This window comes from Nostoc sp. DedQUE02 (assembly GCF_034531035.1).
GTDB lineage: Bacteria > Cyanobacteriota > Cyanobacteriia > Cyanobacteriales > Nostocaceae > Nostoc.
Genome location: NZ_JAVRBY020000094.1, coordinates 1 through 19,626 on the forward strand (window position 1 = coordinate 1; position 19,626 = coordinate 19,626).

Consider the following 19,626-nt stretch of genomic DNA (forward strand, 5'->3'; position numbering starts at 1 on the left):
GCAAGGTGCAATTAATTGCGCGGGGAAGTGTGATTGTTGCGCTAAATTGCAGCGTCAAATCGACAATATTAATGCAAGACTGGCAACAATAAAACCAGTTAATGAGTTATCGCTAAAAAACTCAATTAAGTCATCATTGCAACCTGAACTTACTACTATTGCAGCTGGTGCTGTAGCGGTGGCAACCAACAAATTACAACCACAGGTAAACAACGCTGTCCAACAATCAAGGCAAGCGCTAGAGAGGGTTTTCCGTGCGGAAAAAAATGCTGATAATGGCTTGGCAGTAGCTCTTAAAACCGCTCAAAATGCTGGCGTCGATAGAGCAGAAATTGCAAGAATTTCGCGCTTGGCGTATCAAGCCAACAATACGGCGAACACAGCATCATCTGTCGCAGGAACATCTACGAAGGTTATTAATAATGCGCTCAACACCGCCGAACAAGCACAAAAGAAAGCATCACTACTTGAAAAGCAGTCAGCAGATGCATTTAAACGGTTGAATCAAATAGAAGATATCGCTAAAGCAGCATCAAGGGAATCAAGTCTTGCAAAGGGATTGTCAAGTCAGGCTATTACCAAATCAGGGCAAGCGATATCTGATTCCGCAGGTGCGGTGAAAGCAGCAATAAACGCATCGGCTGAAGCAACGGGGTTAAGGCAGGTTGTCAATGGCATTGGGACAAGAATTGATGGTTTAGGTAAAGCAATAGGGGTACTTGAGAAAGCAACTGCTGACGCTGTGACAAAAGCAGCAAGAGCGATAGGGATAAGTAGTGAAGCGCTTTCTGCGACTGCAAGACTTGCTGGCAGGATATTCGAGATATTTCAAGTCATCGGAACAATCTTCACTATTATTGAACAGCTTGGAACGCTTGAGGTACTAGGAGGACGCATCGACGCGATAGAGCGTGAGTCACAGTTCATCAGCAACAGTGTATCAACCATCCTTGGTAAGTTATTGGGGCTACAGAATCGCATTGGGGTAAATGAGTCTGATATTAGAGCCGTTAGGAGTATCGCAGTTGATGCACGATTAGCAGGTGAGAATGCCAAATCACAAGCTGGTGCAGCGCAGATTACAATCGCAAGAGTAGAGGGATTTGCTACTACTGCTATTAGCAAGGCTGATCAAGCTCAGTTGACCGCAGACGGTGCGGTACGCAATGCTACACAAGCAAACGAGAATGCTATCACTGCCTACAAAAAGGCAACAGAAGCTCAAGGCATTGGTGAAGCCGCAAAACGGGTTGGCGGTGATGCACTAAGTAAAGCAGGAACAGCACTCACTACAGCACTTACAGCAATTACTCTATATCAAGGAATAAAAGCGCTAAGAGGTATACCTGGTATACCGGGAATACCAGGAAAACAGGGTGAAAGAGGTCTGCAAGGTATTCCCGGTAAAGACGGCGTAACAACCGTGATAACGCTACCTGGTGTTCCTGGTAGAGATGGAAAGAATGGTATCAATGGTTTACCTGGGAAAAATGGCAGGGATGGTAAGGACGTGAATCCAACTGATATCGCAAGCTTAAGGGCGTTGATAATCTCTCAACACGCAGCAACAAGGACGAATATCAATGCAACATCAACGGGACTAGTGAATGGTGTAAGGGTGTTTTTCACTACGCAGTTAGCAGCAATAACAACATTGATAACGACTATTGCCAGTAACACTTATGTCGAAAAAGCGTTAGCAGTTCTTACGTTCGCGGCAACAATGCATAATGCCTTGATGTTAAGTAACAATCTAGGGGTAACGCTTGGTGGGATTATAAATACTGTATTGGGATTGATACTACCAAAAGGTTTAGATGGTACGCCTATAGATATTTTTGCTATCTTGAATACCACCATAGAGGCGCTCATAACCAATGCTGTGGGTGCGGATAATTACGTTAAGTTGAAAGCAGAATTTGCAGCAGCTAACAGAATTTATCAAGCCACAATAAACATTTTTAACGCACTACAAAATGCCCAAAATGCCATTATGAATGGACTGGAAGTGATAGGTGGACAACTTGCTAAGGTTGCTAATGCTTTAAAAGGTTTTAACGTTGTAGGTGAGAAAGCGTATGAGTTCTTTAATCCTCAGCCTAACTTTCATAACCGTACAATCATGGCACTCGAACAAGCCCAAGAAACTGCTAATACTATCGAAACAGTAATACAAATACCAGTGAGTATTGTTGACGCTCGTAACCAGATTGTGGATGCTGACAACGAATTCAAAGCAGCAATAAAAGGTGATAAAAATCCTGATGGTAGTGATAAAACACCAGGTATAACAATCGAAGAACACAAGCCTACCAAGGATGAGTTTGACCTTGGCGCTGTAATATCAGGAGGATTTGACGATATCTTTGAAAGCTTTTTTGACGCTGATGATTGATTATGCCAGACTTACCATCGGACAGATTGCCTGATAAGTTCAACGAAGCGAAACACCTGAAAGAGCAATACCTTAAGGAATTCAACAGACAGGTAGAAAAATATTTCAGTGACCTGCCTTCAGACTGGAAAGAAAACGTCGCAGATGACCGCTCGTCGATGAGGGTTGCTTGCACAATGAAAAGTACTGACAGTTTTTCAATGCTTGAGATGAGGCGGTCGTTTTTCTTCGACTTATTAGGGCAAGGACGCAAGAATCTTGCCGTGATACATGGAAGTTACGAGAGTTTCGATGCGCCCGTTGAAGGACATCCAAAAGTGAAACTGTACTTCTCTCAGGATGCCGGAAGTGTGCCAAAAGGGTATACGAAGGTTGATGCTGAGATAAGCTTCAGGCTAATGAATGAAACTGCTGCAACATTTACACCTACAGATGCTCACGCATTAGCGGTGAAGATAAAACAACAATTTGTAAGTGCTGGTAAAGGAGTACAGTTTACCAAAGGTAAAGATATCTACGCTTACAAGGACACAGCAAAGGGATACAGACTTCAGGTATATAGCACAACTGAAGCCGATGCTGTAGACATCATCAAAAGATGCTTAGAGATTCAGAATGTCACTTTTTTAGAGAACAACCTCACTAAGCACGAACCTAAGAAAACTTCTCAACCTAAGACACCTAAGAAACTTGTGTATGGTAAGGAGCGTGAAGGCAGGCGTTACAGACCTATTGCCAACGTTCGTTTTAGGTATGCTGTCGTAGAAGTGCCAGGAATGAATAAAGAAATAGTGCTTTATGATGTATCTGGTAGAATGGGCGGATTGATATTTTGAAAGTAGGCTTATAAATAAAAATGTCACTTAAACATGTCACCTAAACTGACATAAAAAAATGCCATCTAAGTATGTCACTTTACAACAATACCCCAGGATAGTGTAATGCTACCTTGGGGTATTTTTTTGTCGTGTGGGTTTTATTGTTTGTCTTGCAGTAACTTGTCAATTAATTCTTGTTGATTGCGTAATTGTTCCTTGAGTAGGTCAAGTTCTGATTGTTGTTGAGAATGCTGATTGACTGGCAATTCAGGGTTGATTTGTGTTGCATATCTCGCAATGTCTCTGTAATGTTTTCTTGACATCTCCTCACTGTGTTCACACCATGCATTGACTATTGCCGCATCCCTACCTAAATCGAATATTTGGTGAGTAATGAAAGTATGACGTGTGTTGTAACAAGGTAAATATCTTTTTACTTTACCCTGCTTGATTAACTCAGGAATAATACCTTTATTGCGAGACCCCTCATACCCATGCCATACACGTTGTAGTGAATCAGAATTTATTGCTTTGCCTGCCTTGTTTTTAAATAAATTCTCATTTGGTTCACCTTGTGGAATAGATTTCAAGAGATTCCATAATTCCCCATTTTTAGGCATGGGAAACATACGCGTTGTATCGTTTTTAGTGGATTTATAGATTTTGAGACGATTATTGTAATTCCTTCTCAGTAGTATCCTTTCCTTGTCCCATTCAACATCTACCCACCAAATAGCAATTGCCTCACCCGTCCTACAGCCAGTGAGAAATTTAAATTTAATGAGATTGTAATAATGTTTGACTCTACTACTATCACTTTGGATGTATTTCAATATTTCTTGTGCCTCATCCCATGTATAAGCCTTGCTTTTGTCTAAAACGTCGTCATCATTCTCTATTTCCTTATTTTGGTCAATAACACGCTCTCGCTTAGTCTTGGTATTGATATCCTCTGCCATTCCATCAAAAAGATTCTCGTTGACCTTTTTTTGCTTAATAGCTAATCGGTAGGCTTCTGATAAACAAGATAAAATTCGTTTAACTGTTGAATGACTGTAATTGATTAACAACCAGTTACGCATCTCTAGAGGAGACTCCCCTGTTTTGTCAAGCGATTTTTTTATAGCACGCAAATACTCCCCCCTGAACTTCAATTGATATACAGTTTCAGATAGACTCTCTCTCCTGAATGAACAGTACATATCCCACACTTCCATCAAGCTTAGTTCTGGTTTAGGTGGTAGTCGGTCGTCTGAGACAATCTCAGTCTTCACCAGCCTCAGCCTTGCTTGTAACCCGTATTCTTTTAAAATCTCCTGATACCGTCCCAAGTCAAAATTCCCTTCGCCGTCATCTAGTTTCCCGTCCTCAAGCTCAATCTGTAGTCTCCTTTGCAACTGGCTAGCTTTACTTTCCCAGCCATCCACTAACGAGATACCTGTCGCTAGCTTTATTTGCCCCTTATTGCAATAACTACGCGGAAAACAGGCTTTAACGCTCCCTGAGTCAATCCTGACAGTTACTTGCCCTTTCTTAGCCTTGCCTGTCGGTGTTTTTGATGAATTTACCATAATGCTCACTTAATGCTCAAAATTTAAAATTCAGTTTTTAAATAACTGATACTTAAGTATTGTAGCAGACTTATTGTCTACAGCGATGCGGACAATAGGCATATTGATTCAATGCCGCAATGGAAATATATTCTAGTGAAGGGGATAGGTGAGAGGTTACAGGGAACAGAAAATTTTTCATATTTTTACTCATTGCGTATTGATTAGTCGATTACGAAGAGTAGTAAGCATTTTACTGATTTCTGTAATCAAAAATAAAGTGGAGTTTGCTTGTGATTGAGGTATATAATTCAACCTTACAGTCAGCATTAAAAAAGTTTCTGTTTCCATTAACGAGCCTTTAGCGATCGCTAAAAAGTTTGCATAATCTTTTTTCGTTCCTCGTGCATGGCCCTCAGCTATATTTGCTGGTACTGATACTGCTGCTCTAGTGATTTGTGAAGTCAATCGATAAGTTTCTGTTGCTGGAAATTTAGCAGTTAATTGATATATCTGCACTACCATATCCATTGATTTTTGCCAAACAATCAAATCTCGATGCGACTCTATTTTCATAGGTGATAGGAAAGAGGTGATAGGGGATAGGTGACAGGTAACAGATAAAGCTAAGTTTTATTTGATACATTATTTATAACCTATTCCCTATCCCCTGTCCCCTGTAACCTACGTGCCATTCCCATACCCATTGTTGTTTTTCTGCCGACACCAGTATATAAAGCAAAGTCAGCTAAAGCATTAATTTGCTTAATTTGTATTGGTTCAACTGTCCCTAAAATCTTATAGGTAACTTCGCCAAGGATGCCAATAAATTTACTACGAGAATCAGCTAATATTTCTGTGTGAATATTGACAAATGAGGGAAATATTGATTCAATTGCAATCTGAGTAAATTCTATGCCACTGTATTTATTCCACCGTGAAAGTAGGGAATTAAATACAGATTCTCTGGTAGGAAGGGTAGTATCATACTGTCCTTGACGGAAGGCGGTAGGTGTGGAGAAGATGAGATTTATGGAAGAATTGCGTAGCTTGCCGCCGTAGGCATCGCTAGCTTCTTCGTATAATTGAGCATAAGTCTTGGCATTCGCCCAAGGTTGAATAGATTGGGGTGTGCCTTGAATGCTGGTAATATACAAATCAGCCGGGCCAAGATGCCAAGGGCGATTGGGATTAAGATTTAGCCAGAGTTGGGTAAGTTTGCCAAATAAAGTGTCATCTAATAAAGAGATGCGCCACCAACAAGGTGTTCCGCCGGGAATGGGTTGTTGATGTGAATATTGCAATTTCGATCCCTCCCTACCCCCCTTCAAAAGGGAGGAGTTAGTTTGCAGGGGAGAGAGAGTGAAGGCTTTATCTGCGGTAGAATCGTGCAAGCGATCGCCTAGTTCTTTATCTACAGAACTAACAAGGGTGAGAAATAGGGCGTGGAGATGTCTACCTGTAAGATACTGTGGTGGAATGGGCGATTGAGGTAGCAAATTCAACACTAAACTATGAGGCATACTTTCTCTTTTTGGTTGTAGACTGAGTGATTCTTGACTCTACAGTGAACTCAGGGATTTCCTGGAGTTCAGCATCACTCAAACTATACTGTTCACAAACGAGACTTAGGCGATTTCCTGGAGTTTTGACAGCGTTAACCGAATGAGTTAAATCACCTTGAAAATAAACTAAAGTATTGAATTGGGGTTTAATTTGCCCAAGTTGGCGTTTGTGCGATCGTAATACCAGTTCTCCCCCTTCCATATCCGCAGGTACGCGCACATAGAGAACACTGACAACCGCAGGCGGTTCAATGGTTTTGGAGTAGGAACGCAGGGAGCGATCGATATGCGGATCGACGCGGGAGCCTTCTTTGAGTTGTAAAGGATTGAGGTAAAAAGCATTACAACTCGGTTGGAGAGCCAAATCGAGGTAAGGTTTGAAGTAGGGAAACTGCTGTTCTACTTTTGCTAATCCAGAACGCTGGAACACTACAGAAAATCCTTTGGTGGCGACAAAATCGCGGTTAAGGTTGTTGATAGCAAAGTAAGGACAAGCTTGGATTTCTCCCCACAAGTTGTTGAGGTAATCGCTGGGGAAGGCGTTGGTTTGTTGTTGATAGTGTTTCACGGGTGGGGAGCGTACAGAACTAACAGGGGTTAGAAATTGTAACGTAATTTGTGACTGGATGCTAGAACCTGCCAAAAATAAAAAACGTGATAAAGGTTTTAGGAAGTTAGTTAACTCCGAAAATGATATTCTATCCGAACTGGAATTTTTAAGTTTTGAATGCCATCAAATTGATAGTATTGACCTCGCATTTGGACGTTTTGAATTAAGCTAACTGGAGGCATATTCACAACATCATAGCTAATCACTTGATTCGTGAACATTACATCTAATGGATTTAATGGATGTGTACAAGTGAATATACCTTCAGCAATTTTAGGTTTTGGTAATTGTTCTACTGTCACTTCAGCCTTGCTCATCCATTTACCCAGACGAATCCACTTTGTTAGTTTGAGTTCTTTTTGCGAAATGACAAAAAACTCAAATTTACTTTCTGGTGCTATTTCTTTTGCTCTGCCAAAACTAGGGATATTTTTCTGTGTTTTCTCCATTTCAACGTGGTAATTGTTGTTAGCATATTTCCAGGTGTTGAGGATAGAAGAATGATTGAGCGATCGCGCCGGAGTTACATAAATTCCTTGTTGATTGAGTGGCGTTAAATGCTCCTCATATTTTGGCACTTGTTCAGGGCAAAAATAGCGATAAGAATGTTCTTCAGCAACGGTGGTAGAGTAAAATGCATTATCAACTAACAAGAGTGCATAACAGAGAGCGTAATTGTGAATTACTGGCTCTGTTTCATACAATCGTCCGATTTCACGAGTTGCGTAATAGAGGCTGTCATGAAGTTCTATTTGACAGCGATAAATAAACACCATTACTCTTTCCCCGCTTTAGCAGCAGTTTTCTTCTTGCTGATATGCTTATTGGCATAAGCTTTAGCTTCTGCATCAGCCTTTTGCAAAATTGTCTGAATTCCTTTCTCACTTCCTGTTAAAGTTTTGACTTCATTAATTAGGGATATAAAAGTATCACCAATGAAATCTGTATGAACAATAAACTCATCAGCCATCAACGCCTCAATAGCATTCTTAGCAGCAGTAATTACATCATCTTCATCTAGTGGATCGGGAGGATTTATAGTATTATTAGATTTCATTTGGTCATATATTGCCTGAGTCCAACGCAGGTTACTAGTAATTTCTCCGTCAGCAAATACAACACCAATCAACTCATTTCTGACGCGACCTGTACGGGTTGTTTGCGCTCCATAGTGACGAGTTCGCAAAATATTATTAAAAACGTAAAGAAAGCTAGCCTCAGTAGGGTCTTTCAATGTGACAATACTAGGGAAGAAAACTTGCGGTCTAATATGGTCTTGCTGATTAATTCGACTGGTAACTTCACCAGGTTTAGAACCATTTTCACCTTTGGAAGCCATTGTGCCATTTTCATAAGGAGCATTGAGGGTGAATGTTTCGTGTGATTCATCAAAAGCTGTAATTGAAAACGCCGTGTCTACTACAACTTTTGATTTTTCAGAGCCAGAGTCACCAATAGCAAATCCGTAAATGATGCAATCAGGATTATCCATTGCAAAATTCACGTTGTATTCGCATTCTTCAGCAGTCATCAAGCCATAGTTACGCAGCAATTCCCGACCAACTAAACGCTCTGGAGTAGACTGTTTGCGTTTGAACATTGACAAACGGCTAATTGTGGTTTTGTCTTTAACTCCTGCTCTTACGCGTGCTTTATTCAGTTCTGCATCTGTCTGGAATAGTGGATAAGATTCGGTAATACGGATGGTTAAAAAATGGGCATATTTCCCCATTGGTTTGTATGGAATTTCAGCTTGAAAGAATTTGGATTCAACAGTTTTTAAAATTGCCATGATTTTCTCCAAAAAATTGTTTACTACTTGTTTACTTTTAGAGTAAGAATTTATTCCGGTTCATTAACATCATCTATTACAGGAATATTTTCATTTCTTCCTGCATTTTCTTTGTCATCTTCAAGACGATAAAGAAATTCGCAAGTATCCCTAATTAAGTTGAGTTGACGACCAGCTAAACGAGCGCGATCGCCTGCAAATGAGTTATCAAATACCTCCACCACAAAATACTTGGCAAAATCTAGAACAGCTTGTCGTTCTTCTTCTCGTTTGCTCATAATCCAGCGCCCCTCAGCAGTAGAAGAATGAACGCGATCCATGAGTTTAAAAACTTCTGCTGCAACAGCTGCAACTAATGTTTCTCCTTGAAACACACTTGACTCAGCTTTGAGTATAGTTTCAGCCGCAATATCAACTGGTTTCAACACAGCATTAGATTTAGGATTATAACGCTTATTAGCTCGATAAAATCTGCGGTATAAATCTGTTAATTTCTTAGGATGATTCAGACTTGATGTTTCTCCCACAATTAATTGCTCCATATTAGTGTCATATTTCACATAAGGGTCAAAACAAGGATAAAAATGATAGGCATAAAGCCGGATTTTTTCAATTCGCGCTGTTTCCGAACCCTGGTTACGCACCCAGCGATTGAGATAAGAAAAGACGTACAACGGACTGGTTTCAAAATCTTTAGCCAGTTCTGTAAATCTTCCCCAGTTGGCATCGTAACCAGACTTACCTTGTCTAGCATTCACATCTAAATGAATGGCATAAGCGGCGGTAAGCACATTTAAAGGTGCTGGGTATTGGATACCGTTTTCATTCCAACCTTCGAGGATGTAATCAAGACGGAAGCGATCGCGCCTTACTAAAGCCCGGAAAGCATGAGGCGCACTATCAAGGAAAACGCTTTCCTCAAATTCAGCCCCATCATTAAAAGGTGGAATTGGTGACTCTGAAACCACAGTTTTAACATCTAAAATCATCGGGAAAGCAAACGCTAACCAAGTTGGCATTACCCAAGATTCTGTATCGGTGCTGTCTCTTCCTGGCGGGAGCGCCATGAAGTAAAATGTTAAAGGCTGGTCTTCAGGATAGGAAAGCTTAAAGGTGCGATCCTTGTCACGCTGGAGGTTTTCATCAATTAAGAAACTATCTACACTTTGGTAGCGATCGCGCCCCAAATTCGCCTGTAAATCCTTACTGATAAAATGATTGCGAACGCTGGTATCAAAGCGAGTTTGAGCAATACCATTGTATGCTTTCTGCAAAAACTTGTTAGTCTCTGGAGTAAAGTAATAAGTAGGATAAAAGTAGAGATAGCGATATTTACCATCTTCAAATTTCTTACCTACAGCTTGAGTTTGATTCATCAAAATTTGCCTCAGCATTATCTCCATACCTGCAATACTGGAAATATTACGTTTAGCGTTAGCACCTCTTAACATTTGCTTATTGGTATAAACTTGTGGCGTAAATAAAACTGCTGATTCCATTTGCTCAGTAACCGTGTAAGCAGAATGAGAAATTGAGCAGATTAATTGTTTCCCTCGCCCTGGTTTTTTCGCGGCGTTGTAGTTTGCCAACTCCTTAAAAAAGATTTCGGCTTGGTCGGTAGCTGATTTTTGTCGCGTTTCAGTCGGAAGTATAATCACACGATCGCACCAATCCCTTAAATCTTTCCATTCATCAGGTAGTTTGTACTGATTAATGATTGGTTCAATAACTTCTATCCATCGATTAACCAGACTTTGACAAATTTCACGAAGGTCTTCTTGTCCTGGATTACGTTTAAGGTATTGCGTTGCAATATAATACCAGTCATACGCTATGCCTCCAGTATCTTTAAGTTGCTGAAGTGCAATAACTTCAGATTTATACTCAGATAAATTAAGAAAATCAATAGCTATCTCTGTAAGATTAATAGTTGGAATTGAAGGGAGTTCTTTGTTGTTTTTAATTAGGGCTTTAACTCTATCAAGATACTCTTTCCAAAATTTTCCAGTTATTAAAGCTCCTAATTCTGCCAAATGATCTATACGAATATCTTCTGCAAAATCGATTTCGATATTCTTAGCTAAAATACCTTTACGCTGGAATTGAGCTAAATTAGTAGCTTTATCTGCTGCCTTGCTGGTTTTTACTTTACTCGGTACTGCATCAACGGTAAACTGCATTAAGCCTTTGATGTCGAGGAAGAGATTGTAGTAGTCAGCATATTTCATCCCAATATTTCCCCGACTGAATCCAACTTTTCGGAGTTGAAGTTGGTTAGCGCAGAGTTGTTTTATCGTATCAATAACGCGATCACCTAATCCTTCTCGACTAATTTTTGGAGCATCTTTTCTAGCTAAATAAATTACTCCTGTGGGTAGGTAAAGCAGTATTTCATAGTAGGTTTGATCCTCAGTATTGAGGCTAGTGTATGCTTCCATTAAGGCATTATTAACTACATTAGTTAATACACCCCGGTTTTCAGCAATGCTGTGATATGTAAATTTCAGTTGTCCATCACTCAAATTATGTATAACTTCTTGGAGCCTGGAGTTCTCTGCGTCCTGGGGATGTTTAACAATTGAGGCAAGAGAATCAGCTAAACAAGTTAAATCAGATAAACTGCGAAGGGTACGGTCTTTGAGAAGAGGATTCAAGCCAAACTCAGAAAAATTCCAGTTAGTATCCCAGCGACGTTGAGCATTATAAGCCATGCACAACAAATCATCTAGATACTCGCGATAAGCTTCAGGATTTTCTGGATTTATAAAGTTATCTAATCCTAATTGGTGAACTTTTTTATCAATAATTTCACGATGTTCTGCTAACGGTAGCTTGCGGCAGTTTTCAGGGACATCAGGAAACTTTTCAAAATCATGTAAAATAAATCCAGCAATTACCAAACGCCGTTCTCGCTCTTTTACCACTCGCTGCACTGTAGTATTGAGTTTTTCTAGACGTTTCTCGATTAAATTAGCTGGGAATAATCCATTGAGTAAGTGAGTATTCAGTGATTGGTCAGCAGCGTTATCTCGTCTGATTTTAGTTTTCCCTTCTGCTTCTCGCTGTTGGTCAATTTCATCAAAAAACTTACCGCCTTTCGCAGTTACACCAATTGCTATCCGCAATAGATTTGGTAAAACATACTCGCCAAAGTCTGCCATTACCCTATCATCTGGATTTTGAGCTTGAATTGCTTCTCGTAATAGCTTGAGTGTTAATAATTCGCCTTCAGTTTCAATAGTGCGGTCTGAAGAATCACCATCAAAACCAAAATCACCTGATAACCAATCATCATTAGACATTTTCAAACTCCAGTTTTTTACTCTACGCCTTCTAGCAACTTGGCAACTTGCTCTGGAGCCGGAAGCTGATTTTTCAATTCTTGAGGCAACGTAGAAAACAGTTTATAAGTTGCTATACCAATTGGTTTATTCGATTCTCTCAGTGCATACTCAACAATAGTTTTATCCTTGGATTTGCAAAGAATAATTCCGATTGAGAGATTTTCGTCTGGGAATCGAGATAAATCATCTAAAGCCACCAGATAAAATTGCATTTTTCCCACATACTCAGGTAGGAACTCTCCAGTTTTTAACTCAATCGCAACTAGACATTTTAATTGGCGGTGATACAGCAACAGGTCGATAAAAAATTCTTTATCGCCAACTTCTAAGCGATACTGACTGCCAACAAAAGTAAACCGCCCACCCATTTCTTGCAAGAATGGTTCAACTCTTGCCAAAATCGCCTGTTCTAGCTGTCGTTCACTGTGTTCATCTGCTAGTTCCAAGAAATCAAAAGTATATTCATCTTTGACGGCTAGTTTTAATTGGTTACGAATCTCTGCTGGAACAGTTTTATCAAAGTTAGTCTGATTTAACAGAGTCTTTTCATAAGTTTGATTTTCAATTTGGTGAATCAAAACATTCTTTGTCCAGCCAAATTTGCGAGTCATTCTGATATAAAATTCCCGTTCTAAGCCATCTTTGCACTTCTCTACAATGACCAGATTGTGACTCCATCCAATTTCTCGCACCATTGGTGCGAGTTTTTCATTATTGACGTATGATTCATAAAAAAGCCTCATCCGCCAGAGGTTAGCAGCAGAAAATCCGCTAATTCCTGGAAACTCTGCTTGTAAGTCTTTTGCTAACTGTTCTACTACAGATTTTCCCCAACTAGCACCCTGCTGTTGAGTAACAATTATCTTTCCAATATCCCAGTAGAGGTTAATCATTTCTCGATTAACTGCTTTTAGTGCTTCGTACTGGGCTGAACGAATACGCTGTTTTATTTCCATTAGCAAATATCTGTAATCCTCTGAAATGGGGTTACTCATAGCGGAAATTGATACTATTGCTTTTTGAAATTTGTGAATTTTTCAGTTATCGCTTGCGGCTGGTCGAATTCTCACCCTACCTAATTCAGCAGTTACAATCGCACCAGATGCTAATTCATCACCATAAAGCTGAAGTACTCGCAGACAGACAACTGATTGCTCTGTAGTGATGAGATTAACCAAGCGCAAAATGCCACAGTGAGGGTTTCCCCGTACAATCGCCAACTCTCCAAAGTCTTTATCAAGGGTTACTAAAATTCGACCTTCACGGTAAGCAGTTGCTAAAATTTCCTCATCACCTGGGTCTTCTGACCAATCTCCAGTCCAAACTACGTCATAGCCAGCAGCAAGTAAATTGGTACGCACCCCAAACCATACACAAGTATCTAGCAGTATTTTCACATTGCTTACTCTATCAATAATGGTTCAATTCGCTCATGACCAACTAGCCTCCGTGCGTAGATTAAACAGGCTTGCACATCTCCTCGTTCTAACCAGGGATAAGCTTCTAGCAAGGTTTCGATAGTATCTCCTGCTGCAAGCATCCCTAAAATATGTTCAACCGCTAGGCGGCGACCTCGAATAATTGGTTTACCGCCAAAGATTTTGGGGTTGACTGTGATTCTTTCTAGCAGTTGTTGTTCATTCATGGTTTACCTACGTGATAGTGACATTAGATTGTTTTATCGTCTGTACACTGGAAATAGCACCTAGTCTGGTAGACAATACCAATTGACAAGATTCTTTAACTCTTCAATTTCACTTTTCTGATTTCTAATACGATTCAGAATTAAATCCTTACATTCGTTGATTTGCTCATTCTGAGTGTCAAGTATTTGCAACATATATTCATTTAATAAGTCTAATTTTTTCTCTAAGGCATCAATGCGACAACGATGTTCACGGACTTCACCAAACAGCCGTAGAGTCAGTGCTTGGTAAAGATGGTCGGAATCGGCATTCTGTATAAGGTTGGTTAGGTGGGGGTCGGCATTCTGGTTGTGCATTGCTTTTGCATAGAATAACGATCAGTATATAGAGTTTACAGTGTATTAACCAGGGAAACTTCTTTACCCTGCATAAAACCTGTACACTATAGTATAAGTCTAAGGCACTGAAACACTCCAAATCCCTATTAGGGATTGAAACAATACCCTGTGAACGTACTACTGTTCGTTCCTCTGCCTTCAGACTTTGAATCACTAAAATCCCTATTAGGGATTGAAACCTCAAGCAATCCATATCTCATCTCCTTTGCTTTTAAACGTATAAGCAAGCGTATCCAGCAGCAGTGCAGAGTGACCAAAAGCGATCGCATACGGTGCAGTAGCATCATGAAAGCTATACTGATCGCTGATGCCATAAATTTGAAAATTCATTGGTAGCCTTAGCCGCATCCGCACTTCAGCAAGAGGACGGCGAATCACGTAACAAACCAAACCTTCCTTTTTTAGGCGTTTGTTAATTTCCCCAACCCAATAGTTGTCAGGTTGCCAAATTTCCACACCTGTCAAAACCTGAACTTTCCAAGCGTCAGCAATTGGCTGCAAGTTCCCAGAATACGTAAACTTCCAGTTCAGCCGTTCCTCTCGGTAGGAACGCAACTTCATAAATGCTAGACAATGAGCAAATCTACCTTTGGCGATGGGTTGTCCGGTGCGTTCTGCGGTTTCTTTGAGTGTCCGTATAAATCCCGCTTCCGTCCACATTTCAATTTCTAAATTTCCCAAAATACCCGGTAAATCGTAGGTTTTAAATCTATCTGCCTCGTTTTCTTCTGTTAAATCGTATAAACCACATTGCAAAGGACTTGAACCTCGAAAACTAGCAGCATCATCAGCAATGGGATTTGCTGATTTACCTGAAAGCGCTTGCCAATCTTTCGCCCATCCTTGAATACGTCCGGCTTGTGACTTCAGGCTTGTTTCAAATACTTGTTCACAGGCTTCTTGAAACTTATCTCGGCTTTGGGCATACTGTTGTTTAATTGTGCGATCGCTCAGTTGATAACATAACCAAAATGATTGCACAGCCCCCCAACGACGATAATAACCACGAAAATCGTTCATTTGTCGATAATTCTCGGTAATTGTATTGTGAAAAGTGGGGCGATCGCAAATACTATTCACCTCTAACGGTGGAGTATCACCCTTAAACAATCGCTCTACCAAAAAGTTAGGAACTAGAGAAAAAGCTGTAAAATTCTCAAACTTAATTATCTGACCATCTTTTTCATATTCGTCATGTCTTCCTAAGCGTCCTAAACGTTGGATAAAGTTACCTGCATCGGATGATTCAAAAATTAAAAAATTGATTTTGAAATCAACCCCTACATCAATTGTGCTAGTACCAATAACCAAGTCAGCAGATAGACTTCGCTTCTTTTCCCCTTTTCCCGATAGCCCTGTATTCTCTCCAACTTTCAATCCGTAAGGCTGTAATATTCCCCGAAAAAATTGAGTGAGGCGTTTAACTGCTGCAATTGAGTTAAGAATGATTGCACCTTTACTTCCTGGATACTGCTGAAACTGAGCCAAAATCAAATCACTATTTTCTTTTAGCCAGGTTTCCGAAGCTTTAAACGATGGTTCCAAAGGAATAAAATTCAACGAAATTGTCCGTGCTACCTGCCGCCATCCCTGTGCTTGTAGCTGCTGTCCTTGTTCTGGTGTATCGGGAAATTGATATTTATTTTGCTTTAAAGGATCAATTTCTTTACAACGAAATCCTGCTTTTTCTAATCGCCCAATTAAGTTTATATCTGGTGTAGCTGAGAGAAACAGAAATTTTTTGCGGCGATTTGTACAGCGAATCAACAACATTGTGTTAATCACGCTAGCAATTTGGGGAGCAGCAAAAACGTGGAATTCATCAAAAATAAATAAGTCAAAATCTTTATCAATTCTGCCCCATAACTTATCGGGACTATCGCCACGAATTATGTAAGCGCCTCTATGCAGGTAGTGAAAAATATCAGGGTTGGTTAATAATGCTTCTCTCTGGTTAGTGAGAGTTGCGATCGCAGCTCCTTTTTTCAATCCTTCATTTTCTGCATAAATCTCTAAATCAGCCCCACTGAGTCGCACTACACGCGGCTGATTTTCCGGCTGGAATTTTTCTACATATCCTCTAATCTGCGTTTCTTGATCGCGGGCGAGTTCATTGGTTGGGTAAAGTCCGATCGCAGAAAATTCACCCTGAAGCACTTCTAGATAAGCCGCAAGACTTTTACCATCACCAGTCATCGCAGTGTTGAACACGACATCAATATTTGGATCGCGCAACGCTTCTAAAGTTGCGGCTTGATGCCAAGAAAGTAACCAATCTTTAGGTAATTCCACCCCGTCAGGTGTCGGGACGGTTTGCGAGTAAACAGGCTTGAGAGTAATACGATATTTAGACTCCATAGCTTTGTCCGTATAAAAAAAATATTTATCCGCATTAGACTGATTTACCTAATATTGCAGACAAAATAAAAAATGACAAGGGCAAAAGATAAAATTGTCCGTGTAGGAGGCAAAAGGAGTGCTAATGAGCCGCAAAGGTCAGTCTATTACTTTGTCTATTTCTGACGAAGACAAATCTCAGCTTGAAGCGATCGCCCGTGAGTTAGGTGTGATGCGGGGTGAGCGGCCGAATATTTCTGCATTGGTAGAAGCGATCGCTCGTCAGCAATTTCTGGTTGCCCCAAATAACAACTGGTCAGAAAATCGTATTCGAGTATTAGCCCAGGCTATCCAAACCCTGACAGATACAGGACAGCTTGAAGATGCCCAAGTAATTGCTAATTTGCTCTTAGAACGCAGTGAAGTTTCTCTTCCTCTACGAAAACAAATAGAACGTTTCTTAAAAACTCCGCCTCCAACTTGGCGGCTGGAAATTGAGCGTTATATCCTTCGCCAGCAACCCTTTCAGATTTCTTACCATGATGCTGCCGATCGCTTTTGGAGCTTCAGTATTCGTTATGCTCAAATTGCTTTGCATGAGCGACGACAATATTTAGACTGTTGGTGTGATGAGACGGAAGGTAATCAGGACTTACCCGAACTGATTCATAATTGGTGCTTACGTCTAGACCGCATCCCTGAAGCTGCGATCGTACCAATTGAGGGGAAGTGGCACTCAAGTTTAGATTGGATCGAAGTCGAGATGCACTTATTTTCTGGCTTGGCTTTTGCCTATCAAGCTAAACCAGAAGACAATATTAATGAATGGATACTAGATAAATCGCGAGTTCGGCGAGTTGTCAGGCGAGTATCTAGTACCTTTTGGTTTAGCCGCGAAGTCATGCAGTATGCGCCAGATTGTGTAGTGATATCGCCTGAGAATGTGCGCGATCGCCTTAAACAAAAACTCCTCACCCTCTGCCAGTTATACGATATCGAAACCAGGAGTTAAGTCTTGTGGGATAGGCACTTACCTAATATAGGCTATGGTTAAGGGGAAAAGGAAAAACCTTTAACCCTTACCCTTTACCCTTTTCCCCAAACCTGATTCCCAGTTAAATAAGAGACTATTATGTTCCCGCACGAGAGCGAATATGATCGGGTATATGATGGCGATCGCCTAATATTTCTAACAAAGGGCCATTAACGTCAAATTTAACCATACTTACCGACGCGACCAAAATATTCACCCGATAGCGATAGCGTCCTAAATCAATTCCCAGTAAACTGCAAAGCATAATCCGAATCGTGGCTTTATGAGAAACTACTAAAACATTACCTTGGGGATGTTTTTCTTGAATTTCAGCAATTACAGGCATAGAACGGTTAGCAATATCTACCGCAGTTTCTCCACCTAGTGGTGCATTCCAAGCTGGTTCTGTCACCCATTTTAGATAGTTTTCTGCGTAATTCTCTTGGGCAAACGATTTACTCTTAGCTTCCCATTCGCCGTAACTACCTTCTCTAAGTCCGTCACGCAACTGCATATCCATACCGATAGCATCACAAAATGGCTTGGCAGTTGCAATTGTGCGCTTCATCGGGCTAACATAAACCCCTTCCCACTTTAATTGTTGATAAACATCGGCAAAAGCGGATGCCATCTGCATCCCCTCTGTTGTCAACTCCGCATCAGTTTCACCGCAGAAATTACCACTTTGACTAAAGGTAGTTTCTCCATGTCGCAGTAAATATAAATTGAGTGTCATAGCTTGTATGCGATTGGGATAAAGGAGTTTGTGCAAAAGTAAAATACCATCAATCTCGCAATCGAGTCTGTGACAGCAGGACAAATTCAGGAGGCAGTATTTCGGCTACGCGGCAGTTGAGCGTAGTCGAAACTCAACAACCAGGCAGGAGGCAGTATTTCGGCTACGCGGCAGTTGAGCGTAGTCGAAACTCAACAACCAGGTAGAAGGCAGTGTTTCGGCTACGCTCAACAACCAGGCAGAAGGCAATCCACGTTTAAAAACGTGGGATTGAAGTAAGAACGCCGCTAGATGCTCCACTTGGGGCAAAGCCCGAAGACTGCACTGGCTCCCTTGTGTCTCGTGGCACTTTCCGCGACGCGGTGTCACTAGTTTTGCACTTTATTTAATCCGCATAGATTATCGTAAAATCTGGTCAATCATTCTATTGGCTTGGGAATCGTAACTACCCCCAAATAAATTGAAGTGATTCAAAATGTGATACAGGTTATAAAGCGTTTTTCTCTGCTCATAGCCTGCATCTAACGGAAACACCTCGTTGTAACCCTTATAAAACGCTGCGGGGAAACCACCAAATAATTCGGTCATGGCGATATCAACTTCTCTATCCGCAAAATAAGTTGCTGGATCAAATATCACTGGTTCTCCCGACGCAGTACACCCAGCATTTCCACCCCATAAATCGCCATGTACTAAGGAAGGTTGCACCTGATGATCCGCCAATAGTTCAGGGATAGCTGCTAGTAACTTGTCTTGTTGGGGAAAATTACCTCCCCGTCGCCTTGCTAACTGAAATTGATAACCCAGGCGATGTTTAATATAAAATTCCGTCCAGTCTGCTGTCCAAGTATTAATTTGGGGTGTAGAACCAATAGTATTGTTAATTTTCCATCCAAAAACTTGACTATTGCTAGCTTTATGCATCGCCGCTAACTTGCGTCCCATTTCTAGCCACGAATTGCTGTTACCGCTACCAAGTTCCAACCATTCCAGGACGATGTAGCTAGAATTATCAGCAGTACCCCAGCAAATTGGTTTGGGGATGCGAATACTAGCTGTTCCTAGCATTTCCTTTAAACCCAACGCCTCAGCTTCAAACATTGCAACTTGGGATGCAAGGTTTTGCTTGACGAAGTAGGTTATCTCACCATTAGAGACAGCATAACCTTGGTTGATGCACCCGCCACCAACCGATCGCCGTTGCTGACTCTGAAATTTTTTGCCAGTCACCTGGCTAATATGGGTGTCGATTTGAGTCCACATGATTAAATTGGGGAGTGAGGGATGAGGGAGCAGGGGAGCGGGGAGCAGGGGAGCAGGGGAGGCAGGGGAGCAGGGGGAAGAGGGGCCGACGGAAACACGCCTCACACAACACTCATATCACGAAACACTGAACACTGCC

Annotated in this window: 17 protein-coding genes and 1 pseudogene; 3 read left to right on the top strand and 15 right to left on the bottom strand. The window is 41.0% G+C overall.

Annotated elements, in window-relative coordinates; all coding sequences use genetic code 11:
- Both RMX98_RS33845 and RMX98_RS33850 read left to right on the top strand, forming a co-directional pair.
- Nucleotides 1–2,395 (top strand): annotated as a pseudogene (locus RMX98_RS33845) (hypothetical protein); the annotation flags it as partial.
- 2 nt (nucleotides 2,396–2,397) lie between these two features.
- A complete protein-coding gene (locus RMX98_RS33850; RefSeq protein WP_322681914.1) occupies nucleotides 2,398–3,231 on the top strand; it encodes a hypothetical protein in 834 nt (277 codons plus the stop codon).
- Nucleotides 3,232–3,371: 140 nt separating this feature from the next.
- Here the strand turns inward: RMX98_RS33850 and xerC are convergent, their stop codons facing one another.
- The 12 genes from xerC to cas3 form a co-directional block, all read right to left on the bottom strand.
- Complete coding sequence (xerC, locus tag RMX98_RS33855; RefSeq protein WP_322681915.1) at nucleotides 3,372–4,784, bottom strand: tyrosine recombinase XerC; 1,413 nt, start codon at nucleotides 4,782–4,784, stop codon at nucleotides 3,372–3,374.
- Nucleotides 4,785–4,973: 189 nt separating this feature from the next.
- Complete coding sequence (locus RMX98_RS33860) at nucleotides 4,974–5,339, bottom strand: four helix bundle protein (protein WP_069070565.1); 366 nt, start codon at nucleotides 5,337–5,339, stop codon at nucleotides 4,974–4,976.
- A gap of 80 nt (nucleotides 5,340–5,419) precedes the next feature.
- Nucleotides 5,420–6,286, bottom strand: coding sequence for a CRISPR-associated endoribonuclease Cas6 (gene cas6 / locus RMX98_RS33865; RefSeq protein WP_322681916.1), 867 nt, complete (start codon nucleotides 6,284–6,286; stop codon nucleotides 5,420–5,422).
- Nucleotides 6,276–6,896: a 2OG-Fe(II) oxygenase gene (locus RMX98_RS33870; RefSeq protein WP_174712088.1), complete on the bottom strand. Its 621-nt coding sequence runs from the start codon at nucleotides 6,894–6,896 to the stop codon at nucleotides 6,276–6,278. The genes cas6 and RMX98_RS33870 overlap by 11 nt, the downstream gene beginning before the upstream one ends.
- A gap of 110 nt (nucleotides 6,897–7,006) precedes the next feature.
- Complete coding sequence (cas5d, locus tag RMX98_RS33875; RefSeq protein WP_322681917.1) at nucleotides 7,007–7,714, bottom strand: type I-D CRISPR-associated protein Cas5/Csc1; 708 nt, start codon at nucleotides 7,712–7,714, stop codon at nucleotides 7,007–7,009.
- Complete coding sequence (gene cas7d, locus RMX98_RS33880; RefSeq protein WP_322681918.1) at nucleotides 7,714–8,730, bottom strand: type I-D CRISPR-associated protein Cas7/Csc2; 1,017 nt, start codon at nucleotides 8,728–8,730, stop codon at nucleotides 7,714–7,716. The genes cas5d and cas7d overlap by 1 nt, the downstream gene beginning before the upstream one ends.
- A 50-nt stretch (nucleotides 8,731–8,780) precedes the next feature.
- Nucleotides 8,781–12,032, bottom strand: a complete 3,252-nt coding sequence (cas10d, locus tag RMX98_RS33885; RefSeq protein WP_322681919.1) for a type I-D CRISPR-associated protein Cas10d/Csc3 — start codon at nucleotides 12,030–12,032, stop codon at nucleotides 8,781–8,783.
- A gap of 17 nt (nucleotides 12,033–12,049) precedes the next feature.
- The gene (locus RMX98_RS33890) at nucleotides 12,050–13,069 is read right to left on the bottom strand and encodes a YhcG family protein (protein ID WP_322681920.1); all 1,020 of its coding nucleotides are present in this window, start codon (nucleotides 13,067–13,069) and stop codon (nucleotides 12,050–12,052) included.
- 42 nt (nucleotides 13,070–13,111) lie between these two features.
- Nucleotides 13,112–13,471 carry a DUF5615 family PIN-like protein gene (locus tag RMX98_RS33895; protein WP_322681921.1) on the bottom strand — a complete coding sequence of 120 codons (360 nt, stop codon included), beginning with the start codon at nucleotides 13,469–13,471 and terminating at the stop codon, nucleotides 13,112–13,114.
- A gap of 5 nt (nucleotides 13,472–13,476) precedes the next feature.
- Nucleotides 13,477–13,719, bottom strand: a complete 243-nt coding sequence (locus RMX98_RS33900; RefSeq protein WP_322681922.1) for a DUF433 domain-containing protein — start codon at nucleotides 13,717–13,719, stop codon at nucleotides 13,477–13,479.
- A 60-nt stretch (nucleotides 13,720–13,779) separates the two neighbouring features.
- Complete coding sequence (locus RMX98_RS33905) at nucleotides 13,780–14,076, bottom strand: hypothetical protein (protein ID WP_322681923.1); 297 nt, start codon at nucleotides 14,074–14,076, stop codon at nucleotides 13,780–13,782.
- A gap of 222 nt (nucleotides 14,077–14,298) precedes the next feature.
- Nucleotides 14,299–16,476, bottom strand: coding sequence for a type I-D CRISPR-associated helicase Cas3' (gene cas3, locus RMX98_RS33910; RefSeq protein WP_322681924.1), 2,178 nt, complete (start codon nucleotides 16,474–16,476; stop codon nucleotides 14,299–14,301).
- Between the two features lie 124 nt (nucleotides 16,477–16,600).
- On the opposite strand from cas3, the gene RMX98_RS33915 reads away from it, so the two are divergent.
- Nucleotides 16,601–17,467, top strand: coding sequence for a WYL domain-containing protein (locus tag RMX98_RS33915; protein ID WP_322681925.1), 867 nt, complete (start codon nucleotides 16,601–16,603; stop codon nucleotides 17,465–17,467).
- Nucleotides 17,468–17,585: 118 nt separating this feature from the next.
- On the opposite strand, the gene RMX98_RS33920 is transcribed toward RMX98_RS33915, so the two are convergent.
- From RMX98_RS33920 to RMX98_RS33930, 3 genes are all read right to left on the bottom strand, one after another.
- Nucleotides 17,586–18,224, bottom strand: a complete 639-nt coding sequence (locus RMX98_RS33920; protein ID WP_322681926.1) for a histidine phosphatase family protein — start codon at nucleotides 18,222–18,224, stop codon at nucleotides 17,586–17,588.
- 105 nt (nucleotides 18,225–18,329) lie between these two features.
- The gene (locus RMX98_RS33925) at nucleotides 18,330–18,593 is read right to left on the bottom strand and encodes a hypothetical protein (RefSeq protein WP_322681927.1); all 264 of its coding nucleotides are present in this window, start codon (nucleotides 18,591–18,593) and stop codon (nucleotides 18,330–18,332) included.
- 30 nt (nucleotides 18,594–18,623) lie between these two features.
- Nucleotides 18,624–19,487, bottom strand: coding sequence for a fructosamine kinase family protein (locus RMX98_RS33930; protein ID WP_322681928.1), 864 nt, complete (start codon nucleotides 19,485–19,487; stop codon nucleotides 18,624–18,626).
- Between the last annotated feature and the right edge of the window lie 139 nt (nucleotides 19,488–19,626).